We start from the raw sequence: 20,984 nt of genomic DNA, 5'->3' as shown, positions 1-20,984 counted from the left end.
CGGCCCCCCCCCGCCGACGGTCCGACGGTCCGGCAGCCCGACGGTCCGGCAGCCCGGCAGCCCGGATGCCCGACGGTTCGACCGCTCGGTCGCCCGGCCGCCACGCTTCGCCCCCCGCCGCGCTTCCCCCGGCCGGCTACGACCCGGAACGCCGCGCCTGGGTCAGTGCCGCGCCCGCCAGGACGATCACCGCGCCCACCGGCGTCGACCAGCTCAGGGTCTCGCCCAGCAGTGCGACGCCCGCCGCCGTGGCGACGACCGGGATGAAGTAGGTGACCATCTGGGCCGTCGTCGGGCCGACCTCCGTCACCAGGCCGTACTGGATGAGGAGGGCCAGGCCGGTGCCGAGCGCGCCCAGGGCCGCGGTCGCGAGCAGCGGGACGAGCGGGAAGCGGGTCGGGAGATCGGTGAACAGCGGTGTGACGACGGCCAGTTGCAGGGTGGCCAGGAACAGCTGGGCGCCGGTCATCGACAGGGCGGAGGAACCGGTGTGCGCCAGGGTGCGGCGGAGGTAGATCCAGCCGACCGGGTAGCTCAGCGACGCCAGCAGCGCGAGGGTCGTGCCGCGGGCGTCGAGGCCGTCGAATCCCTGCCAGGCGCCGAGGACGGTGAGGACGCCCAGGAATCCGAGGCCGAGGCCCGCGACGCGCAGCCGGGTCGGCCGGTCCTCCGACAGCGCGACCAGCGAGAGCGCCATGCCCCACAGCGGCGACGTGGCGTTGCAGATGCCGGCCAGGGTGGAGGGGATGGTCAGCTCCGCGAACGCGAAGAGGGAGAAGGGCACGGCGTTGAGGAGGAGCGCGGCCACCGTCAGATGCGCCCAGGTGCGGGCTCCGCGGGGGAGCCGCTCCCGCTTCACCGCCATCGCGACCGCCAGCACCGCCGTGCCGAACGCCAGCCTGCCGAGGGTGACCTGGAACGGCGCGTAGCCCTCGGTGCCCACCTTGATCAGCAGGAAGCTGAAGCCCCAGATCAGCGACAGCGCGCCGAAGCGCAGACGCCAGTCGAGGGAGCGGCGGGCGGGGGCGGGGGCGTGGCCCCCGGCGGACAGCTCGGGATCGGGAGCTGTCGCCGCGGGGGCCGGCGGCGGGGTGGTGTGTGCAGGGGGCGGCGGGGCCGATGCGGTGGGCGCGGTGCTCATGACCTCCACGATCGTCGACACCATCTCGTAGCACAATCGAGATTTTTCCAGCAATACCTCGTAGCATTGCTTACGTGTTGAACTTGGAGCGCCTGCGGACCCTCGACGCCCTCGCCCGGCACGGCTCGGTCAGCGGCGCCGCGACGGGCCTGCACATCACCACCTCGGCCGTCTCCCAGCAGCTGGCCAAGCTCGAGCGGGAGGTCGGCCAGCAGCTCCTCGCCAAGCACGGCCGGGGTGTGCGGCTGACGGACGCGGGACGCCTGCTCGCCGACCACGCGTCCCGGATCCTGTCCCAGGTGGAGCTCGCCCAGTCCGATCTGGAGGCCCAACGCGGCCAGGTGGCGGGGGAGTTGCGGCTGTCCGCGTTCCCGACAGCGGCCCGTGGGCTCTTTCCCGTAGCGCTCGCCGAACTGCGCAAGGCGCACCCCGCGCTGCGGGTGCGCTCGAGCGAACTGGAACCGGAGCGGGGCGTGGCCGGCGTGGTGCGCGGTGACCTCGACCTCGCCGTCGTCCTGGACTGGTACAACAAGCCGATGCCGGTACCGGACGGACTGGTCAAGGCGCCCATCCTCGACGACCCGGCAGACGTCGCGATGCCGGCCGATCACCCTCTCGCCGGCCGGGACGAGGTGGACCTCGGGGAGTTCGCCGAGGACGAGTGGATCACCTGGGGCGAGGGCGAGTTCTGCCACGAGTGGCTGATGTTCACCCTGCGCTCGCGGGGCGTCGAGCCGATCGTGGGCCACCGGGCGGCCGAGACGCACACCCAGCTCGGGCTGGTGGCCGCCGGACTGGGGGTGTGCATCGCCCCCGTGCTCGGCCGCCGGCCCGTGCCCGAAGGCGTCGTCACGGTCCCGTTGCGGCAGCGGGTGCGCCGGCATGTGTACGTGGTCTGGCGGGCGGACGCGGACCGCCGCCCGTCGATCAGAGCGGCGGTCCGGGCGCTCAAGTCAGCCGGGGACGCCGTCGGCTGAGAGCCGCCGGACGGCCGGGCCGTGCCGACGCCGGGGGCCGGCGGAAAGGCGCTGACGCGGCCTACGCGCCGCCCAGTTTGCGGAAGTCCCAGGAGACGATCTTCTCCGGCCTCAGTCGCACCCAGGCGTGCCGGCCGTCGTGCGGCATCGCGTCCAGACCGAAGTTCTTGCGTGCGAACAGCGTCTCCACCGCGTCGAGTTCGGCGCACAACTCCCCGGTGCGCGGGATCTCGCCCACGAACTCCACGGCGCCGGACAGCTCGACGCCGCGCAGTGCGTCGTACTCCTCGCCCGTGTCGATCACGATGGCCACCCGGGGGTCGCGGCGCAGATCCGCCCAGCGCTTGCTGCGCACGACCGAGTACAGCCACAGCGCGGCGCCGTCCCAGAGGAACCACAGGGCGCTGACGTGGGGCGCGCCGTCGACGGACACGGTCGCGACCCGGCAGGTGCGCTGGACGGTGAGGAACGCGTCCAGCTCGCCCGGCGACATCATGATCTTTCGGCCCCGGCGCTGTGTGACGGTCATCCGGCCCCCTCATTCTGCTCTTGTGCGTATCTGTGCTGCCTTTTCTGAAACTCCGTCAGAAAAGGATGGGTCTTCTTCCTTCTCCACGCAATGGCGGTTACTGTCGCCCGCCCCACACCGACGCCAGGGGGAGCCCATGCCGTCGCACGAAGAGCTCAGCGACCTGCTCGACCCCGCGAGCACCGTCCTGATCACGGTGGAGTGCCAGCAGGGCGTCGTCGGACCGGCCGCGGCGCTGCCCCAACTCGCCAGCGCGGCAAGGGAGTCGGGGGTCCTCGACAACATCGCCAGTCTGGTGACGGCGGCCCGGGCGAGCGGTGTCCAGGTCGTGCACGCCGTCGCCGAGCGCCGCCCCGACGGGCGCGGCGCCAACCGCAACGCGCGGCTGTTCCGGGCGGCCGAACGCCTCCCGGTCCAGCAACTCACCGGCACCGACGCGACCCGCCTCGCACCGGAGATCGAGGTCGCCGAACAGGACCTCGTCGTACGGCGGCTGCACGGGCTCTCGCCCGTCCAGGGCACCGACGTCGACGCCCTGCTGCGCAACCTGGGCTGCCGCACCCTGGTCGTCACCGGGGTCTCCGCCAACGTCGCGATCCCGAACACCGTGTTCGACGCCGTGAACCGCGGCTACACGGCCGTCGTGCCGTCGGACGCCATCGCGGGGGTGCCTGCCGACTACACCCCCGCGATGATCCGTCACACGCTCGCCCTGGTCGCCACGGTCGCGACCACGGCCGAGGTGCTGGCCTGCCTCCGGCGGACTCCCGGAGCCGGGCCGGGACTCAGGCCAGGCTGATCGAGTCGCCGCTGACGCTGATCGGCACCTCGGGCAGCGGCTTCTGCGCGGGACCGCTCTTCACGCTGCCGTCAGCGATCGAGAAGTTGCTGTTGTGGCAGGGGCAGTTGATGACGCCGTCGGAGATGGACTTCACCGCGCAGCCCGCGTGGGTGCACACGGCGGAGAACGCCTTGTACGTGCCCGCCGCCGGCTGGGTGACGACCACCTTCTCGGACGCGAAGACCTTCCCGCCGCCCTCGGGTATGTCGGCGGTCTTCGCGAGCGCGGCGCCGGCCCCGGCGTTGCCCGTGCCGCCGGTGCTCGCGGCCTCGCTGCTGCCGGTGGAACCGGTGGAACCGGTGGAACCCGACGTGCCGGACGACGACGTGCTCGACGAGTCGTCGTCGGAGCCTCCGCACGCGGTCAGCGCGACGGAGAGCCCCGCGGCTCCCGCGGCTGCCACGACGGCACGGCGGGCAGGCCCCGACGCGGACTTGATCGATGCGCTGGTCATGCTGGGGGGTCCCTTCCAGAGGGGTGCGTGGATCTGCCGAGAGGTACGAGTGGCGGACGCCCCGTGTTCAGCGCCCCCGCCAAGTCCGGACAGTGTCGAGATACTGACCCGTTCGACATGAGTACGGCGTAAGCCCGAGCTGTCGTCAAGCTGTCGGTCGCACAACGTGCCAGGCCCAGTAACCTGGGGCGATGCTCAAGGAAGTCACCGCCACCCGCTATGTCACGCCCCTGCGGGAGGGCGGCTCCCTGCCGGGACTCGTCGAGGCCGACGACCTCGGTCTGTACGTCATGAAGTTCACCGGCGCAGGCCAGGGCCGCAAGACGCTCGTCGCCGAGGTCGTCTGCGGCGAGCTGGCCCGCCGCCTGGGCCTGTGGGCCCCCCGCCTGGTGACCGTCGAGCTCGACGTGCTGCTGGGGCTCGGCGAACCCGACCAGCAGGTACAGGAGTTGCTGAAGTCCAGCGGCGGGACCAACCTCGGCATGGACTTCCTCTCCGGAGCCCTCGGCTTCGACCCCCTCGCCTTCGCGGTGAGCGCCGAGGAGGCCGGCCGCGTCGTCTGGTTCGACGCGCTCGTGAACAACGTCGACCGGTCGTGGCGCAACCCCAACCTCCTGATGCACCGCGGCGACCTGTGGCTCGTCGACCACGGCGCCACCATGATCTGGCAGCACAACTGGCCCACCGCCGGGACCTCCGCGGCCCGTCCCTACGACGCCCGCGACCACGTCCTCGCCGCCTTCGGGCCGGACGTCCGGGCCGCGGCCGCAGAGCTCGCGCCGCTGGTCACCGCCGACCTCCTCGCCGAGGTCACCGCGCAGATCCCGGAGGTCTGGCTGACGGACGAGCCGGGCTTCGACACCCCGGACGCGCTCCGGCGCGCCTACGCGGCGCCCCTCCTCGCGCGCGCCGCCGACGTCCACGAACGCATCGAGGGGCTCAAGTGACCGACCGCCACATCATCCGGCCCGGCCAGGGCGGCGACCGGGACGTCTTCGAGTACGCGCTGCTGCGGGTCGTGCCGCGCGTCGAGCGCGGCGAGTGCATCAACGCGGGTGTGCTGGTGTACTGCCGAGGCCGGGACTACGTGGGCGCCCGCACCCATCTGGACGAGGCCAGGCTGCTGGCCCTGGACCCCGGCGCGGACGTACCCGGGGTGCGGGCCGCCCTGCGGGCCGTCGAGGGCGTCTGCGCGGGCGGCGCGGCGGCCGGGCAGGCGGCCGGCGACGACGCCGGACGGCGCTTTCGCTGGCTGATCGCGCCACGCTCGACGATCGTCCAGCCGGGCCCCGTGCACACCGGGCTCACGGCCGATCCGGACGCCGAGACGGAGCGGCTCCTGGAACTGCTGGTGAGGTAATGGATCACACCGGCGTCGTGTGGCGTTGACACCGGGTGCCAGGGCTTCTAGCGTCACGTCTGCCGAAGGTACTAAGCGGTCGCTCACCAGTAGGGCGCATCCGGCGCCCGGCACCCGGGCGCATCAGGCTTTCTCAAGGGCGAGGAGAACCAGCAATGTCCACCACTGAGCAGCGGGTCGCTGTGGTCACGGGCGCGGCGCGCGGCATCGGAGCCGCCACCGCCGTACGGCTGGCCGCCGAGGGCCGCGCGGTCGCCGTCGTCGATCTCGACGAGGCCGCCTGCAAGGACACCGTGGAGAAGATCACCGCGGCGGGCGGCAGGGCCGTCGCGATCGGCGCCGACGTCTCCGACGAGGCCCAGGTCGAGGCGGCTGTCGCGCGGATCGTCGACGAGCTCGGCGCGCCCACGATCCTCGTCAACAACGCGGGCGTGCTCCGCGACAACCTGCTGTTCAAGATGAGCGCCGCCGACTGGGACACCGTCCTGAACGTGCACCTGCGCGGCTCGTTCCTGATGACGAAGGCCGTCCAGAAGCACATGGTCGACGCGGGCTTCGGCCGGGTCGTCAACCTGTCGTCGTCCTCGGCGCTCGGCAACCGCGGCCAGGCCAACTACTCCGCCGCCAAGGCCGGTCTGCAGGGCTTCACCAAGACCCTCGCCATCGAGCTCGGCAAGTTCGGCATCACCGCCAACGCCGTCGCCCCCGGCTTCATCGCCACCGACATGACGGCCGCGACGGCCGCCCGCGTCGGCATGGGCTTCGAGGAGTTCAAGGCCGCGGCCGCCACCCAGATCCCGGTCGCGCGCGTCGGCGAGCCCGACGACATCGCCAACGCGATCGCCTTCTTCACCAACGAGGCCGCGGGCTTCGTCTCCGGCCAGGTGCTGTACGTCGCCGGCGGACCGCTCGACTAACGCCCACTAGGGACACCTGGGGATCACCGACATGACTGAACTGCCCGCACTCTCCGGCAAGGTCGCCCTCGTCACCGGCGCCAGCCGCGGCATCGGCTACGGCGTCGCCGAGGCGCTCGTCGCCCGCGGCGACCGGGTCTGCATCACCGGCCGGGGCGAGGACGCCCTCAAGGAGGCCGTCGAGAAGCTCGGCGCCGACCGGGTCATCGCCGTCGCCGGCAAGGCGCACGACGAGGAGCACCAGGCGGCCGCCGTCGAGCGCACCATGGCCGCCTTCGGCCGGGTCGACTTCCTGGTCAACAACGCCGGCACGAACCCGGTGTTCGGGCCGATCGCCGACCTCGACCTGAACGTGGCCCGCAAGGTCTTCGAGACCAACGTGGTCTCCGCGCTCGGCTTCGCCCAGCGGACCTGGCACGCCTGGCAGAAGGACAACGGCGGCGCGATCGTCAACATCGCCTCCGTCGCCGGGCTCTCGGCCTCGCCCTTCATCGGCGCCTACGGCATCAGCAAGGCCGCCATGATCAACCTGACCGTCCAGCTGGCGCACGAGTACGCGCCGCGCGTGCGGGTCAACGCGATCGCCCCGGCCGTGGTGAAGACCAAGTTCGCCCAGGCGCTGTACGAGGGCCGCGAGGAGGAGGCGGCCGCCGCCTACCCGCTGGCCCGGCTCGGGGTGCCCTCCGACATCGGCGGCACCGCCGCGTTCCTCACCTCCGAGCAGTCGGACTGGATCACCGGCCAGACACTCGTCGTCGACGGGGGCATCTTCCTCAACGCCGGCGTGGGCTGAGACCGACGCCGGCCGGACCCGCCCGGGCCGGGCGGGAGCTCTTCCACGGGCGCCGTTTCCCTGACGGAAACGGTGCCCGTGTCGTCGTATTCAGGGACATATGGATCGCGGACACGCGGATGACAACGTCGTCATACCGAGAGTGATCAAGAACGCCCGACGGGCGCGGGTTCACGTCGCCCGGCGCTGCGGTATGGTCTGCCAACCCTTGGCATGGCAGATCGAGGAGCGTGCGCGTGTTCAACCGGAACCGATCCGTGCAGCAAATGGCGGCAATCGTGTCCATATCCCTGGTGGCCGGGTGCAGCCTCCTGGGAGAGGAGAGCTCCGACGATGCCGGACCGATCGTCGTGGGCACCACCAGCGCGCCCAGCACGCTGGACCCCGCCGCGGCCTGGGACGGCTCCTGGGAGCTGTTCCGCAACATCTACCAGACGCTGCTGAGCTATCCCACGGGTGCGACGACGCCCCAGGCGGACGCCGCCGAGTGCGTCTTCACGGACAGCACGAACCGCACCTACAAGTGCGTACTGCGTGAGGGCCTCACGTTCTCCAACGGCGACAAGCTCGACGCGAAAGCCGTCAAGTACTCGATCGACCGGATCAGGGCGATCAACGCGAGCACCGGGCCCAACGGGCTGCTCGGCACCCTGGAGAGCGTCCAGGCGAACGGCGAGCGCGAGGTGGTCTTCCGCCTCAACAAGGCCGACGCCACCTTCCCCTTCGTGCTCGCCACCCCCGGCATGGCGATCGTCGACCCCGACGACTACCCCGCGAAGTCCCTGCGCAAGGACGACGGCATCGTCGGCTCCGGGCCGTACCGGCTGCAGTCCTACGAAGAGGGCAAGCAGGCGGTGCTGGTGCGCAACGACAACTACAAGGGCTTCGCCGAGCGCAAGAACGACGCGGTGACCATCCGCTACTTCCAGGACTCCGGCAAGATGGTCAAGGCCCTGCGCGCCAGGGACATCGACATCACCTACCAGGGTCTCGCCGCCGACGACATCATCGACCTCGGGCGCAAGGGCGGCGACAACGAGGGCCTGCAGCTCATCGAGGCCGCCGGCAGCAACATCAACTACCTGGTGTTCAACCCCAAGGACCCGTGGTCGAACAAGCTGGCCGTGCGCCGCGCGATCGCCCAGGTCGTCGACCGGGCCGCGATCGCCCACAAGGTCTACAAGGACACCGTCGACCCGCTGTACTCCATGGTCCCGGCCGGTCTCACCGGCCACACCACCGGGTTCTTCGACTCCTTCGGCGACCCCGACGCCAAGAAGGCGCGCCAGATCCTCAAGGACGCGGGGATCAACGAGACCGTCCCGCTCACCTTCTGGTACACCTCCGACCGCTACGGCTCCGACACCGCCCTGGAGTTCAAGGAGCTCAAGAGCCAGCTGGAGGCCTCCGGCCTGTTCGCGGTCACCCTGAAGAACCGCCCCTGGAACAGCTACGTGCTGGGCTACCAGAAGGGCGAGTACCCGGTGTTCGGGCGAGGCTGGGCGCCGGACTTCCCCGACGCCGACAACTTCATCGCCCCCTTCGTGGGCGACCAGAACGCGCTCGGCACTCCCTACCCGGCGCGGGAGATCACCCAGGTGCTGCTGCCCCGCTCGCGCGAGGTGAGCGACCGCGCCAACGTGGCGAAGGACTTCGAGGAGGCCCAGCAGATCCTCGTCAGGGACGCCCGGCTGCTGCCGCTGTGGCAGGGCAAGCAGTACATCGCCTCGTCCGAGGACGTCTCGGGCGGCGAGCGGGCCCTCGACCCGTCGACGATCATGATGGTGTGGGAGCTGTCCCGCAAGACCAGCTGGTAGTCCGTGCCGTCGGGACGGTCCCCGTCCCGTCGTCGGCGGTCCCGTCGTCAGAGGTCCCTCAGCGGTCCCGTCGTCAGTGGTCCCGTTGTCAGTGGTCGCCTGTAGGTTCTGTGCTCTGAGAAAGTGACCGCACAACGAAGGACGTTGACGTGACCGACATCGCCATGCTGCCCGAGTCCTGGCGCGGGGTTCTGGGCGACGAACTGCAGCAGCCCTACTTCAAGGAGCTGATGGAGTTCGTCGAGGAGGAGCGGGCGAACGGCCCCGTCTACCCGCCGCGCGAGGAGGTGTTCGCCGCGCTCGAGGCGACGCCGTACGACAGCGTGAAGGTGCTCGTCCTCGGCCAGGACCCGTACCACGGCGAGGGCCAGGGGCACGGCCTGTGCTTCTCGGTGCGTCCCGGGGTGAAGACCCCGCCGTCCCTGCGGAACATCTACAAGGAGATGCAGCAGGAGCTCGGCACCCCGATCCCGGACAACGGGTATCTGATGCCGTGGGCGCAGCAGGGCGTCCTGCTGCTCAACGCGGTCCTCACGGTTCGCTCCGGTGAGGCGAACTCGCACAAGGGCAAGGGCTGGGAGAAGTTCACCGACGCGGTGATCCGCGCCGTGGCCGACCGGCCCGACCCGGCCGTCTTCGTCCTGTGGGGCAACTACGCGCAGAAGAAGCTCCCGCTCATCGACGAGACGCGGCACATCGTCGTCAAGGGCGCGCACCCCTCGCCGCTCTCGGCGAAGAAGTTCTTCGGCTCCAGCCCGTTCACCCAGATCAACGAGGCGGTGGCGCAGCAGGGCCACGAGCCCATCGACTGGACGATCCCGAACCTGGCCTGACCACCTGGCCCTGCCTTACCGCCCCGCCCTGCCTTACCGACCCGCCTGGCCGGCCCGCGCGGTGCCGCCCCCGCCGGGCCGGAGGGCGCGCGCTCCGGCCGCCGGGCCGGTTCCTCCGTGGACCGGCCCGGTGCCGCCTGACCCGGTTTGCCGCACCCTGCGGCTAGCGTCGTCGCAACGACGCAAGGAGGCCGAGGTGGCGGAGCGACAGGGGCAGACGGCGCCGGACGCCCTGCTGACGCGGATCGGGCAGGTCGTGATGCTGCACCACGGGGGAGACCGCGAGGAGGCCCGCAGCCGGCTGCTCGACCTGTGGTCGGAGCTCGGCGAGGGCGGCGATCCGCTGCACCGCTGCACCCTCGCCCACTACCTGGCCGACACCCACGACGACCCTTCGGACGAACTCGCGTGGGATCTGCGGGCGCTCACGGCGGCGGAGGAGCAGGCGGGCTCGGCCGCGGCCCGCGCGCTGTACCCGTCGCTGCATCTCAACCTCGCGGCGGACTACGTCAAGCTCGACCGCGCCGAGGCCGCCCGCACCCACGTCCGCAGGGCGCGCAGAGCGGCCGTGGCCCTGGCCGACGACAGCTACGGGGACGGCGTGCGGGCTGCGATCAGCAGGATGGAGCTCAGGCTGGGGGAGGGGCGGGGCGACTGGGACCGGGACGGGACCGGATGAGGCGGAGCAGGGGCGACGAGCGGGGGAGGTGGGCGAGCGAGGGGGCGACGAACGGGCGAGGGCTCGCGGCGTTGCGTCACCGCCGGTAGGTCTGCTCGCAGATCACCGCCTCGGGACTGTCCTCCCGCCAGCCGCCGTAGGTCTCGCCGAGTGCGCAGACGTCGGTGTTGCGGCGCACCTCGGCCGCCACGTCCGGGATCTCCACGCGCGGCTGTGAGCGCCGCCGATGCTCCGGCCGGTCCGGCCGCGCGTGCGGGCGGGAACGGGAGCCGGACTCGAGTCCGCCCGCCGCCGTCCGCGGCCGCTCGGCCGACGGGGCGGCCGGCTCCTGCTCGCGGGGCGGGCCCGCCATCTCCAGCGCCTCACGGGCCGGCGCCTGCACGACCTGCGTCCCGGGCCGGCCGTCCGGCCCCGGCAGGGGCGGCCGGGCCGGGGTGGCGGCCGGGCCGGGCGCGGTCGGATGCTGGACGGTCACGCATCCGGACAGCGCCGAGAAGGCCATGGCGGCCAGAAGCGTCGCGGTGGTCGTCGTCGATCGATGCACCCGCGCAACTCTGGTGGTTCCGGCCGCCCGCGCGACAGCGGACGGGCGTAGGTTGCCCCGCACGGGTGATCTCGGACCTCTTGCGAGGGAGCCGGTCCGCCCGTGCTGACGTCATTCCCCCGTGGCGCCGTCGACGCGCTCGCGGAGCAGGTCGGCGTGGCCGTTGTGCCGGGCGTACTCCTCGATCATGTGCGTGTAGATCCACCGCAGGTTGAACGGCTCGTCGGTGGACCTGCTCTTGCCGTGGGAGAGATCGTCGAGGGCGAAGCCTGCCGCGTTCTGCCGCGCCACCTCGATCTCGGCCTGCCAGACGGCGTGCGCGTGGTCCCAGGTGTCCTGCTCGGTGAGGTGGAACTCGCCGTCGGGATCGTCCTCGCTGAAGTAGATGGGGCCGGGGTCGTCGCCCACCAGGACCTTGCGGAACCAGCCGCGCTCCACCTCGGCCATGTGCCGCACCAGGCCCATGAGCGACAGCTCGGACGGCGGCGCCGACGCGGTGCGCAGCTGCGCGTCGCTGAGACCCTCGCACTTCCACGCCAGCGTCTGCCGGTGGTAGTCGAGCCAGCCTTCCAGCATGGTGCGTTCGTCGGCGTTCTGGGCGGGTTCGGTGCGCTGCGTCGTCATCCTCGTATGGTCGTTCACGCAGGCCGCCGTCACCACGGGTTTTCAGGCGACCGCGGGGGCTGTGTGCGGCTGTCGAGGTCGGCCCGCCCCGCCCCGCGTCCCCGCTCGCCGTGCGGGTGCCGTCGGCGGTACGGCGTTACCCGCCCCGGCGGACCGGCGGTCCGACGCCCGGGACGGGGTCGTATGCTGCCGTGCAGGCGGACAAGCAGTGAGGGAGCTCCCGTGAAGGTCGGCTGCATCGGACTCGGAGACATCGCGCAGAAGGCGTATCTGCCGGTCCTCGGCGCGCGGCCCGGGATCGAGCTCCACCTGCAGACCCGCACCCGGGCCACCCTCGACCGGGTCGCCGACACCCTCCGCGTGCCCCGCGAGCAGCGTCACCGCGACCTCGACGCGCTCCTCGCCGCCGGTCTGGACGCGGCCTTCGTGCACGCGCCGACCGCAGCCCACCCCGAGATCGTCGCCCGGTTGCTGGAAGCGGGCGTCCCGACGTACGTCGACAAGCCTCTCGCCTACGAACTGGCCGACTCCCTACGGCTCGTGGAGCTCGCGGAGGAGCGCGGCACGACTCTCGCCGTCGGCTTCAACCGGCGCTTCGCGCCCGGCTACGCGCAGTGCGCCGACCATCCGCGTGAGCTGATCCTCATGCAGAAGAACCGGATCGGGCTGCCCGAAGAGCCGCGCGTCATGGTCCTCGACGACTTCATCCACGTCGTCGACACGCTGCGCTTCCTGGTGCCCGGACCGGTCGACGACGTGACCGTGCGCGCCCGGGTCGAGGACGGGCTGCTGCACCATGTGGTCCTCCAACTGGCCGGCGAGGGCTTCACCGCGCTGGGCGTGATGAACCGGCTCAGCGGTTCGAACGAGGAGATCCTGGAGGTGTCCGGGCAGGACACCAAGCGGCAGGTCGTCAATCTCGCCGAGGTCATCGACCACAAGGGGCAGCCGAGCGTGCGCCGGCGCGGCGACTGGGTCCCGGTGTCCCGACAGCGCGGCATCGAGCAGGCGGTGTTCGCGTTCCTGGACGCCGTGCGCGAGGGCAGGGTGCTCAGCGCCCGGGACGCGCTGGCGACTCACGAACTGTGCGAGCGGGTGGTCCGAGCGGTGCGGCAGCGGTCCGCCGCAGCCTGACCGTCCGCGCGCCCTCCGAGAGCGCCATGGCGGCGAGCACCAGCAGGGCCAGATGCACCGGCCAGTCCCCGTAGCGCACGTACGGGGTGACGCCGTCGGCGAGCGGGACCTCGTAGACGGCCGTCGCGCTCGCCTCCGTGCCCAGCCAGGAGCCGATGCGCCGGCCGCTCGCGTCGTACACGGCCGAGACGCCGGTGAGCGTCGAGTGGACGAACGGCCGCCCCGTCTCGGCCGCGCGCAGCGCGCCCAGCGAGGCGTGCTGAGCGGGCGCCCAGCTGTGCTGGAACGAGGAGGTCGACGACTGCGCGACGAGGACGTCCGCGCCGTCCTCGGCGAGGCTGCGGCTCATGTCGGGGAACGCCGTCTCGAAGCACACCATCGGTCCGACGCGCAGCCCGGGGCCGGCGTGCATCACGACCTGTCCGGCGCCGCGCCGCCGGTCCTCGCCGGCCGCCTTGCCGACGGACGTGGCCCAGCCCAGCAGGGAACGCGCCGGTATGTACTCGCCGAACGGCACCAGTCGCATCTTGTCGTACCGGTCGCCGGTCGGGCCGTCCGGGCCGACGAGGATCGAGCTCTTGTAGATGCCGGGCCGGTCGGAGCGGCGGGCGTCCACGTTGACGAGGATGTCGGCGCCGGTCGCCCGGGACAACGTCGCGAGCCGCTCGGCCAGATCGGGCCGCTCGGCGAGGTCGTACCCGACGCTGCTCTCGCCCCAGACGATCAGATCGACGTCCTGCCCGACCAACCGGCGGGTCAACTGCTCCTCGCGGTCGAAACGCAGGTCGGGTCCGTCGATCACCCCGGGTTGCACGACCGCGATCCGGGCCCGCCCCTCGCCGTCGGGCTGCGGCGCCCACACCCACGCGGCCGAGGCGGTGGCGGCGGTGGCCACGAGCCCGGCGACGGCCGGCGCCCGGGAGGCGGGCAGCGCGATCAGCACGGCCGCCGCCACGTTGACCGCCACCACCAGGAAGCTGAGCAGCCACACCCCGCCGGCCGAGGCGAGCCGCAACGCCGGCTCCACCTGCCACTGGCTGGCCCCCAGCATGCCCCACGGCCCGCCGAGCCCCTGCCAGGAGCGGACGAGTTCGACGGCCAGCCAGCCGGAGGGCAGGACGAGGAGCGCGCCCAGTACCCGGCCCCGGGTGGGGACGGCGTCGTCCGCCAGGAACCGGTGCACCAGCCAGCCCCACGGCGCCCACAGGCCGCCCAGCAGCGCGGCGATGACGAGCGTGAACACATGCAGGTCCGGCAACAGCCAGTGGTGCATGGCCAGCATGAATCCGAACCCGCCGCTCCAGCCGTCGTACGCGGCCCGCCGCAACGTCGGCGCGGAGCGGATGAGCAGGATCCAGGGGACGAGCGCGAGATACGCCCACCACCACAGGGCGGGCGCCGGGAAGGCCGCCACGGGCAGCGCGCCCGCGAGGGCCGCCACGGCCGTACGCCGCCGGGGGGAGGTGAGCCAGTGTCCGAGCGTCTTCATACGACACCTCCCTACCCGCGCTGAGCTTCAGTGTGCGCTCCGCGAACGATCTCGGACAGGGCGTTTCCCGGACTTGGCCGAACCCGGCACCTCGCATCCACGCGATCCTGGCCCGTCGGGACGCCTGGCCCGTCGGGACGCGGCGGCTCGTGTCGACGCGGCTCAACCGGACATGCGCCGCCACTTCTCCTGTACGGCGACCTCCCGCACCCGCCAGCCGTCGTGCGTCCGCAGCAGAAAGAAGGAGTACCGGCCCCCGCACACGAAATCCGGCTCCCCGGGCGGCGACCCGTTCTCCTGGGCCGCGAACCGCATCGGATTGACGTAGTCGGCCTGCACCCGGGCGGTGTCGCCCGCGTCCTGCTCCAGGATCCCGAAACGCACCCGGCGGTTGACGATGAGATGCTGCCGCATCGCGAACAGCCGCAGATTCTCCGCGAGCCAGGAGGCGACGCTCCCGGCATCCCCCTCGATGCCCCCGGCCGAGCGGTAGTCCGCCCGCCCGTCAGGGGTGAACAGGTCGCGGTACGCCGTCCAGTCCCCGTCGTCGACCGCCACCGCGTAGTCGGTGAGCAATCCGTCGACGGCCAGCCGGTCCATCACGGCGGCGAGCTCCACACGCTGCGTCATGGGCCCGAGTGTTGGGCATGCGGGCTGCTCAGCCAAGGTCTGTGCCGGGATCGGTGCGGGCATGGCGTAATTCGGTGGCCCGACGGACGAGCGGGCGGTCAGGCTGCCACCGTGAACGAGGAGAACAGACCGAAGAACGCGCCCGACCGGAACCACGGTGATGACCGAACCGCCCAGCAGGAACCGAAGTTCCGTATCCGCGCGCTCCACACCGAGGCGACCGTCACCGTCTACCAGGCCTACCGCCCGGGCGTCGGCCTCGCGGCGGCCGCTTCCCCCCGGCCTGGAGCCGGGAACGCATGACGTGGGTCACCAAGCCGCGTTCACAGACTCCATCCGTGACCAGGGTGCATCGTGTCGTCCTGGTGACATAGGTGGACCTTCACAGCTCTCCCGAAGCCTCGGCTCGTCGGGCTTGCCAGAGGGTTCGCAGTGTGGCGACCGCTCGCTGCGCTGCCTCGCGGGGCTCGGGACGCGGTGCGGGGGTCCTTGGGCCAGCCAGGTCCCGACCGCTGAGTGACCGGGCGGGGACGGCCGTCCAGTCGGCTCGGTCCACCACGGCGACGTGTCCGTTCTCGTGCGCCGCTTCGTCCTGCCAGTCGTCCGGCGGTGCCATGAGGACACGCAGCGACCGTTCGTCGAGCCACTCCAGCCCGAGAACCTGACGACCGAACTCGTTCTCGATGAGAGAAGTGACCGCGCCTGTTTTCAAGTGCAGAAGTAGTAGCTCCCCCTCGAAGAAGTAGCCACCGTCGTACCTGCCGGTGCCTATCGCGAGCAGGGGACGCCGAGGGTGGAAGGCCAGTGCGTGCACGGGGAAGCGTGAGCGAATGAACACACGGCGGGTAAATGAACGGATGTTGTAGACCGCGACCGGCGTGGCTCTGGTGTGTGCGTCCGTGCCCGCCACGGCCAGAAGGCCGCGCTGTTCGTCGTGGACAACCAGGAACGGGTCTCCGACTCCGAGGAAGGCCCAGCCGTCGGGGGGATGTTCGTCGGACGCTGCCATGCCCTGATCCTCTCGACTGCCTGGCTCCGGGCGGTAGCCGCGTCTCTGCGGGTGGTGACTCAGCGGACCTCTGAGAGGATGCCGTGTGATTCACCATCTGCGGTTCTTCTTCGAGGCCGGCGTAGACACTCCGTTGTGGCCGGAGGACATGGGCAGCCCGTACGGGTATCCCTGCGAGCTGGAGCGACTGCCCATCAGCCCGGCTACCCGGGCCGAGCTGGCGAGGTTGTCCAGGTCGTATCAATCGTCGATCGACTGGGACTACCCACCGAATCCGTCGCCGTGGTCCGATGAGGAATGGCAGGTCTTCAAGGAGCAGGCGCACACCGCCTTGGAGGCTCTGCGCCGCGAGTTGGGTGCGGGCTGGGTGGTCCGGGACGAGAGCCAGCTTTGAGAACGGCAGGATCTCCGCGCAAGCGGCACAGAGTCGGCGTCGCGGAAAGGTCTGTGAGCAAGGCTTGACGTGAGTCATCAAGCCGCGTTCACAGACCTATTCATGCTGCTGACATGACTGTGAACGGCTGCCGGCGAGGTGCTCTTCGACGGACAGCGTCCCCGCGGTGGGAAGCCACCTTGTCTGCCCCCGACCTGGCGAGCATGTGGTGCGGTGTGACCCGTGGGTGATGCCGGCCGTTGTGGCCGGACTGCCGGTCAGGGACGCAGGTGGGCCAGTAGTTCGTCACTGGCGGGGTATTCCTGTTCCCGGGGGAGAAGCCGGGTTGCTGAGTCCAGTTCACCGCTGCTGACGAGCGCGTGCATCTCGTGGGCGAGCGGGGTCACGTCACTGATGGACACGATCCACTCGTTCGCGTAACGCGACGATGCCTCGCCCGAGAGCCCCAGTTGCAGCGAGCGGTGCGGCAGGGGACGCAGATGCAGATCGCGTTCGGGATCCCATTGGACACGGGCCGGTGTGCGCTTGAGGTCACGCTGCCAGGTGCCGCGATCGGGATGAAGTCCGCGGACGTAACTCGACAGGCAGGCGTGGCGCAGCGCCCAGTCGAAGCCGTCGCGAGTGATCTCGATGGCAAGGACGGTCTCCTGCCCGGTGCTCGTGCCCCAGTTGGATCGGTACATCATCCACATGAAACTGGGCTTGATCCAGGTCATGCGGTCAGGCTTCCACGCGGCGGGAAAACGGCCGTCGCGGATGGCGGGCAGTCCGATTTCAGGGGAGTACGCCTGGTAGACGGTGATGGTGGATGCCGTGTGAAGCGCGCGGATCCTGTGGTGCGGTTCTTCCATGGCGTACAGCGTGGAGTCGGCCAGGTCAGGAGGCCACCGATTTTCGACCGCCGCTCGTGCCGACGAGGCACCTGTCGGCGGCAGCAGCGTCCGAGGTGTTGGTGCCACGCCGTGTCTTCAGGCGCCCGAATTCACGCGGTGGTCATTGGTGGTCTTCGGTGCCAGGGCGATCCTTGTCGGGACAAGGCGCCCTGGGTTCGTTCCGGCCGGGGTGATCAGCCGCGTGTCGTCAGGTTCCACGGATTTTCATGCGGCGCAGCAGCTCTGGAACCAGGCCGAGCTACTCCACCTCGATGCCGAAATCCTGAACGAGTTCCCCCAAGCCACCCGTGTAGCCCTTGCCTCCCAGCACGAAGTCCCAGTCTCCGTTCGTCCTTCGGCGGAAGGAGCCAAGCACCAAGGCGGTTTCCTGCGACCGGCCGTCCGAGACCTCAAGCCGTCCCATCTCGGCTAGCTCCGGGTCGAGCAGGCGGATAAACGCGTCCGTGAAACCAGAGAGGTCGGCGTCCGGGTTGACCTCCGGGTCAATGGCTGCCACGAGTACGAACCGGTCGGCCTCATCGGGCAACCCGTCGAAGGAGACACAGATCGCGGCCTTGTCAGGCGCAGTGGCGGGTAGAGCACGCACTGAGCCGTCCGGCGTCTGAGGGTTGTTGAAGAAGACGAAGTGATCGTCACTGAGAACCCGGTTGCCACGGCACACGAGAGCACACACGTCCAAGCCGACGCTTCCGGTCCACGACATACCCAAGACCTTGTGATCATCGGGCAGCCGAGGCCCATCTGCGGCGATAGATTCGCGGGCGCGCTGCGTCCTGACGGACCTCTTCGTGACCGGTGCCCCGCTACTCGTCCAGGGGGCAGGTGCCGCGTGCCGTGAGCAGCGGATGAGCGAGTGATCGCCGGACGGCCAGTGAGCCGGGCGGCCGCCGCGGGGGTACGACGCCTCAGCAGAGGGCGAGCCCAGAACGCCGGTCGCCCCCGCCCTGCAAGGCCTGATGTGCCGCCCCGCGCGGGCGATGTCGTCCGTGCGCCTCTTGGCGGCTCGGCACCGCGCCGGTGGGCACCGCGATGCCGCCGAACGACACAGGTGAGCGGTCGCGCGGGAAACGTTTTGGAAGAACTCAGGCGCGGCTGTCGATTCGGCCACGGCCCGTTCGACATCCTGACGTAGGGCGCATCGCCTTACGAGGAGGCGACAGGACCTGATGAGGAAGCACATGGATCAGCTGCTGCGAGTGCAGAACTTCACCATCTCGAGCGACGGCGTCGCCGCAGGCGAGGACCAGAGCCTGGAGCGGCCCTTCGGCCACGACATCGATCCGGGAAGGCTCTTCGCCTGGGCCGGCGCCACGGCGAGCTGGCCCAACCGCACCGAGCCCGGGGGAAGCCGGGGCCTCGACGACTACTTCGCCCGGGACTTCAGCCACAACATCGGCGCCGAGATCATGGGCCGCAACAAGTTCGGACCCCAGCGCGGCCCGTGGCAGGACCACGATTGGCGCGGCTGGTGGGGTGACGAGCCGCCCTTCCACACGCCGGTGTTCGTCCTGACCCACCACAAGCGTCCGTCGTTCACGCTCTCCGACACCACGTTCCATTTCGTGGACGGCGACCCCGTCACCGTTCTCGCAGAGGCACGGGAGGCCGCGCAGGGCAAGGACGTCCGGCTCGGCGGCGGCGTGACCACCGTCCGGGAGTTCCTCGACGCCGACCTCGTCGACACCATGCACGTGGTCGTCGCACCGGTGAAGCTCGGGTCTGGGCTCCGCCTCTGGGACTCGCCCGAAGAGCTGCTGGACCGGTTCCACAGGGAAGTCGTGCCCAGCCCGAGCGGAGTGACGCATCACCTGTTCTGGCGCAAATGACAGAAAGGGTCGCGAGCGAGGCCTGACGTGGAGCTGAGGTCGTACGGGCGCGGCACGCGTGCGACCTGAGGCTGACCGGGCGTGCACCGTCGCGGGGCGGTGCCGTACGGAGCGCCTTGTGGAACGTCATGCGTCAGGCGTTTCGCCGTCGTTCGAAAAGAACCACGGTCGAGTCCTCCCCGTCCTACGATCGCTCGCATGCTGATGCGTCGGACCGTACGGATGATCGTCGTGCTCGCTGTGACCCTCGCCGGAGCGATCGGGGGTGGCGTGGGGACGGCACAGGCCGACGGGAGCAGACCCGCGAACGACCGGCAACTGCTGTTCTACAACCACTCCTACGGGGTCCTCGACCGGGAGACCGCCGACGCCATCGAACACTCCGCCTATCTCCCGGGCTTCGCCGACTTCCAGGTCCGCACCACGACCGGGACCGGCGGTCAGACCTGGACCGGCCGCTATCTGATGGGCCGCGAGACCTATCTGGAACTGTTCGGAGTCGGTGACATCGCCGGCCAGGACGGCACCCTCGGCTCCGCCGGACTGGGCCTGTCGACCGAACGAGCGGGAGACCTGGCGACGGTCACCGAGCGACTGAAGAGCGAGGGGGTCCCCGACCCCGTCGGATTCCTCCAGACCCGGGACTTCGGTGACGGAGTGCCCGTGCCGTGGTTCGACGCCGTCCTCACCACCACCGAGTACGACGCCTTCGGGGCCTGGGCGATGGAGTACCGGCCGGAGTACTTCGCCGATCCTCGCGGCCACACCGAGCCGGCGAGCTTTCCCGGTGACGTCGGCAGGGAGCGCTACCTCTCCGACGACTACCGCACCCACCTGATGCGAGACGTGACCTCCGTACGGCTCGCGGTCACCGAGGGCGACCTGGCCGACACCGTGCCGCTGCTCCGGGCCGGTGGGTTCGCCGTGCGGACCGTGACGGACGGCGGGGTGGTCGCGGAGCGGGGCGGCACCACGATTCGACTCGACGCCGTCCCGCGCGATCAAGCCGGTCTGCAGCGGGTCGACATGTCACTCAACCGGCCCGTGCAGGAACGGCACATCGAGCGGATCGGTCACTCGACCCTGGTCGTCGGCCCCGGCAGCCATGCCGTGTGGACGTTCAACGGCGACGGCACCGACGCCAACGGCACCGACGCGCCGGGAGCCGTAGCTCGCTGAGGACGCGTTCCCGCTGAGGGCCGATGCCGTGTGACCCGAGGGTCGCCGAGGAGGTGCCGGTCCTCTGCGGCGACGCGTGCCCGGGCCCGCCCGGCCGTCGCGGAGTCCCGCCGGCGACTGCCGGGGGCCGACGATCACCCGGCGGTCGGCCGCTCGCCGGTGGGCATGCCTCCGTGCGGGCTTTCGACCACCAGGGGCAGCGACCCCTCGGCGAGGTAGTGGTGGCCGGGGAAGTGGTCGACGTGAAGATGACCGCCGTCCTCCGCGGTGGCCATCTCCCGCAGGTTGTGCGCGAGCACGGCTCTGCCGGCCAAGTCACCGCTGATGACGAGGAACTGCCGCCCGGCGTCCCGGCGGATCAGGACGCCGGGACCGTGCGTCCCTTCGACCGCGACGCCGGCCAGGGTGTAGCTGCCCGGTGAAGTGTCGGAGCGGACGATTCCGTCGCCCTGCGCCACCGCGGTCGCCAGCCGCGTCAGCTCCTCCGCGGATGCGGAGAGGATCACTTCGCTGTACCCGGCGTCGCTGATCAGTCTCACGGATTCGGCTCTCTCGGCTCGGACAGGGTGTCTCGAGGGCGGCCGGGGGCTCAGGCCGCCTTGACCACTTCGCCGCGGATCGCCGAGGCCCACTCCACGACCAACAGCTCGTACTCCGCCCGCTCCTGGGTCGACAGCGACCCGCCGGCGCGCATCCAGAGCGCCCGGATCCGCTCGTTCACCTCGGCAGCGGACCGCACGGAACCAGGGGAGACAGAAGTGGGGGACATGCGCCAAGCCTAGGCGCAAGCACTGACACTGCGCTACCGGACGGCTACGCCGGCCGATATGGGCTTGGTCACGGTTGATCGATCAACCGGGCCGCCGCTGCGGCGAGTTCACCCCTCTCCCGGCCCGGTGCCCCGAGTCTCTCCTGCCCGGC

Annotated in this window: 24 protein-coding genes and 2 pseudogenes; 14 read left to right on the top strand and 12 right to left on the bottom strand. The window is 70.8% G+C overall.

Features of this window, described 5'->3' with window-relative positions:
- Positions 1-136: 136 nt before the first annotated feature.
- Positions 137-1,177: a DMT family transporter gene (locus QF032_RS07315; protein WP_307040983.1), complete on the bottom strand. Its 1,041-nt coding sequence runs from the start codon at positions 1,175-1,177 to the stop codon at positions 137-139.
- Between the two features lie 38 nt (positions 1,178-1,215).
- Here QF032_RS07315 and QF032_RS07310 point away from each other — a divergent pair, with 38 nt between their 5' ends.
- Positions 1,216-2,118, top strand: a complete 903-nt coding sequence (locus tag QF032_RS07310; RefSeq protein ID WP_307040980.1) for a LysR family transcriptional regulator — start codon at positions 1,216-1,218, stop codon at positions 2,116-2,118.
- 61 nt (positions 2,119-2,179) lie between these two features.
- Here QF032_RS07310 and QF032_RS07305 read toward each other — a convergent pair whose 3' ends face one another.
- Positions 2,180-2,647, bottom strand: a complete 468-nt coding sequence (locus tag QF032_RS07305; RefSeq protein ID WP_307040978.1) for a pyridoxamine 5'-phosphate oxidase family protein — start codon at positions 2,645-2,647, stop codon at positions 2,180-2,182.
- A gap of 136 nt (positions 2,648-2,783) precedes the next feature.
- Between QF032_RS07305 and QF032_RS07300 the strand changes: the two genes are divergently transcribed.
- Positions 2,784-3,446 (top strand): cysteine hydrolase, encoded by a 663-nt coding sequence (locus tag QF032_RS07300; protein WP_307055480.1) that lies wholly within the window; start codon positions 2,784-2,786, stop codon positions 3,444-3,446.
- Here the strand turns inward: QF032_RS07300 and QF032_RS07295 are convergent.
- Positions 3,433-3,942 carry a Rieske (2Fe-2S) protein gene (locus QF032_RS07295; protein WP_306954099.1) on the bottom strand — a complete coding sequence of 170 codons (510 nt, stop codon included), beginning with the start codon at positions 3,940-3,942 and terminating at the stop codon, positions 3,433-3,435. The two genes, QF032_RS07300 and QF032_RS07295, sit on opposite strands and share 14 nt — an antisense overlap.
- 191 nt (positions 3,943-4,133) lie before the next feature.
- On the opposite strand from QF032_RS07295, the gene QF032_RS07290 reads away from it, so the two are divergent.
- The 7 genes from QF032_RS07290 to QF032_RS07260 all read left to right on the top strand — a co-directional run bounded on the left by QF032_RS07290 (position 4,134) and on the right by QF032_RS07260 (position 10,341).
- Positions 4,134-4,889, top strand: a complete 756-nt coding sequence (locus QF032_RS07290) for a HipA family kinase (RefSeq protein ID WP_307055477.1) — start codon at positions 4,134-4,136, stop codon at positions 4,887-4,889.
- Positions 4,886-5,302, top strand: a complete 417-nt coding sequence (locus QF032_RS07285) for a DUF3037 domain-containing protein (RefSeq protein WP_307040970.1) — start codon at positions 4,886-4,888, stop codon at positions 5,300-5,302. The genes QF032_RS07290 and QF032_RS07285 overlap by 4 nt, the downstream gene beginning before the upstream one ends.
- Positions 5,303-5,457: 155 nt before the next feature.
- A complete protein-coding gene (gene fabG / locus QF032_RS07280; RefSeq protein ID WP_307040968.1) occupies positions 5,458-6,219 on the top strand; it encodes a 3-oxoacyl-ACP reductase FabG in 762 nt (253 codons plus the stop codon).
- Positions 6,220-6,250: 31 nt separating this feature from the next.
- Positions 6,251-7,012: an SDR family oxidoreductase gene (locus QF032_RS07275; protein WP_306954104.1), complete on the top strand. Its 762-nt coding sequence runs from the start codon at positions 6,251-6,253 to the stop codon at positions 7,010-7,012.
- Positions 7,013-7,278: 266 nt separating this feature from the next.
- Complete coding sequence (locus tag QF032_RS07270; protein ID WP_307040966.1) at positions 7,279-8,829, top strand: ABC transporter substrate-binding protein; 1,551 nt, start codon at positions 7,279-7,281, stop codon at positions 8,827-8,829.
- 149 nt (positions 8,830-8,978) lie between these two features.
- Positions 8,979-9,662 (top strand): uracil-DNA glycosylase, encoded by a 684-nt coding sequence (locus QF032_RS07265; protein WP_307040964.1) that lies wholly within the window; start codon positions 8,979-8,981, stop codon positions 9,660-9,662.
- Between the two features lie 196 nt (positions 9,663-9,858).
- Positions 9,859-10,341, top strand: coding sequence for a hypothetical protein (locus tag QF032_RS07260; RefSeq protein WP_307055475.1), 483 nt, complete (start codon positions 9,859-9,861; stop codon positions 10,339-10,341).
- A 76-nt stretch (positions 10,342-10,417) separates the two neighbouring features.
- On the opposite strand, the gene QF032_RS07255 is transcribed toward QF032_RS07260, so the two are convergent.
- Positions 10,418-10,885, bottom strand: a complete 468-nt coding sequence (locus QF032_RS07255) for a hypothetical protein (protein ID WP_307055474.1) — start codon at positions 10,883-10,885, stop codon at positions 10,418-10,420.
- A 111-nt stretch (positions 10,886-10,996) separates the two neighbouring features.
- Complete coding sequence (locus QF032_RS07250; RefSeq protein ID WP_306954111.1) at positions 10,997-11,509, bottom strand: DinB family protein; 513 nt, start codon at positions 11,507-11,509, stop codon at positions 10,997-10,999.
- A gap of 222 nt (positions 11,510-11,731) precedes the next feature.
- On the opposite strand from QF032_RS07250, the gene QF032_RS07245 reads away from it, so the two are divergent.
- On the top strand, positions 11,732-12,643 hold the full coding sequence (locus tag QF032_RS07245; protein ID WP_307055472.1) for a Gfo/Idh/MocA family protein: 912 nt from the start codon (positions 11,732-11,734) through the stop codon (positions 12,641-12,643).
- Here the strand turns inward: QF032_RS07245 and lnt are convergent.
- Both lnt and QF032_RS07235 read right to left on the bottom strand, forming a co-directional pair.
- Positions 12,561-14,132 (bottom strand): apolipoprotein N-acyltransferase, encoded by a 1,572-nt coding sequence (gene lnt / locus QF032_RS07240; protein WP_307040957.1) that lies wholly within the window; start codon positions 14,130-14,132, stop codon positions 12,561-12,563. The two genes, QF032_RS07245 and lnt, sit on opposite strands and share 83 nt — an antisense overlap.
- A gap of 162 nt (positions 14,133-14,294) precedes the next feature.
- Positions 14,295-14,762 (bottom strand): nuclear transport factor 2 family protein, encoded by a 468-nt coding sequence (locus QF032_RS07235; RefSeq protein WP_307040955.1) that lies wholly within the window; start codon positions 14,760-14,762, stop codon positions 14,295-14,297.
- 111 nt (positions 14,763-14,873) lie between these two features.
- Between QF032_RS07235 and QF032_RS40575 the strand changes: the two are divergent.
- Positions 14,874-15,073, top strand: a pseudogene (locus QF032_RS40575) (DUF4291 family protein); the annotation flags it as partial.
- Positions 15,074-15,144: 71 nt separating this feature from the next.
- On the opposite strand, the gene QF032_RS07225 reads toward QF032_RS40575, so the two are convergent.
- Entirely contained in the window at positions 15,145-15,771 is a 627-nt protein-coding gene (locus tag QF032_RS07225; RefSeq protein ID WP_307040953.1) for a hypothetical protein, read from the bottom strand.
- 85 nt (positions 15,772-15,856) lie between these two features.
- Here QF032_RS07225 and QF032_RS07220 point away from each other — a divergent pair, with 85 nt between their 5' ends.
- Positions 15,857-16,165: a hypothetical protein gene (locus tag QF032_RS07220; protein WP_307040951.1), complete on the top strand. Its 309-nt coding sequence runs from the start codon at positions 15,857-15,859 to the stop codon at positions 16,163-16,165.
- A 257-nt stretch (positions 16,166-16,422) separates the two neighbouring features.
- Here the strand turns inward: QF032_RS07220 and QF032_RS07215 are convergent, their stop codons facing one another.
- Together QF032_RS07215 and QF032_RS07210 are read right to left on the bottom strand one after the other, a co-directional pair.
- On the bottom strand, positions 16,423-17,016 hold the full coding sequence (locus QF032_RS07215; protein ID WP_307040949.1) for a DUF4291 domain-containing protein: 594 nt from the start codon (positions 17,014-17,016) through the stop codon (positions 16,423-16,425).
- 280 nt (positions 17,017-17,296) lie between these two features.
- Positions 17,297-17,791 (bottom strand): annotated as a pseudogene (locus QF032_RS07210) (TerD family protein); the annotation flags it as partial.
- A gap of 445 nt (positions 17,792-18,236) precedes the next feature.
- On the opposite strand from QF032_RS07210, the gene QF032_RS07205 reads away from it, so the two are divergent.
- Positions 18,237-18,884: a dihydrofolate reductase family protein gene (locus tag QF032_RS07205; protein ID WP_307040947.1), complete on the top strand. Its 648-nt coding sequence runs from the start codon at positions 18,237-18,239 to the stop codon at positions 18,882-18,884.
- A gap of 222 nt (positions 18,885-19,106) precedes the next feature.
- The gene (locus QF032_RS07200; protein ID WP_307049951.1) at positions 19,107-20,063 is read left to right on the top strand and encodes a DUF5829 family protein; all 957 of its coding nucleotides are present in this window, start codon (positions 19,107-19,109) and stop codon (positions 20,061-20,063) included.
- A gap of 134 nt (positions 20,064-20,197) precedes the next feature.
- Here QF032_RS07200 and QF032_RS07195 read toward each other — a convergent pair whose 3' ends face one another.
- Together QF032_RS07195 and QF032_RS07190 are read right to left on the bottom strand one after the other, a co-directional pair.
- The gene (locus QF032_RS07195; protein WP_307040945.1) at positions 20,198-20,602 is read right to left on the bottom strand and encodes an Imm32 family immunity protein; all 405 of its coding nucleotides are present in this window, start codon (positions 20,600-20,602) and stop codon (positions 20,198-20,200) included.
- A 50-nt stretch (positions 20,603-20,652) separates the two neighbouring features.
- Positions 20,653-20,832, bottom strand: coding sequence for a hypothetical protein (locus QF032_RS07190; protein ID WP_306954120.1), 180 nt, complete (start codon positions 20,830-20,832; stop codon positions 20,653-20,655).
- Between the last annotated feature and the right edge of the window lie 152 nt (positions 20,833-20,984).

The organism is Streptomyces achromogenes, assembly GCF_030816715.1.
In the GTDB taxonomy this organism is placed as follows: domain Bacteria; phylum Actinomycetota; class Actinomycetes; order Streptomycetales; family Streptomycetaceae; genus Streptomyces; species Streptomyces achromogenes_A.
This window is presented reverse-complemented; position numbering and strand designations above follow the sequence as displayed.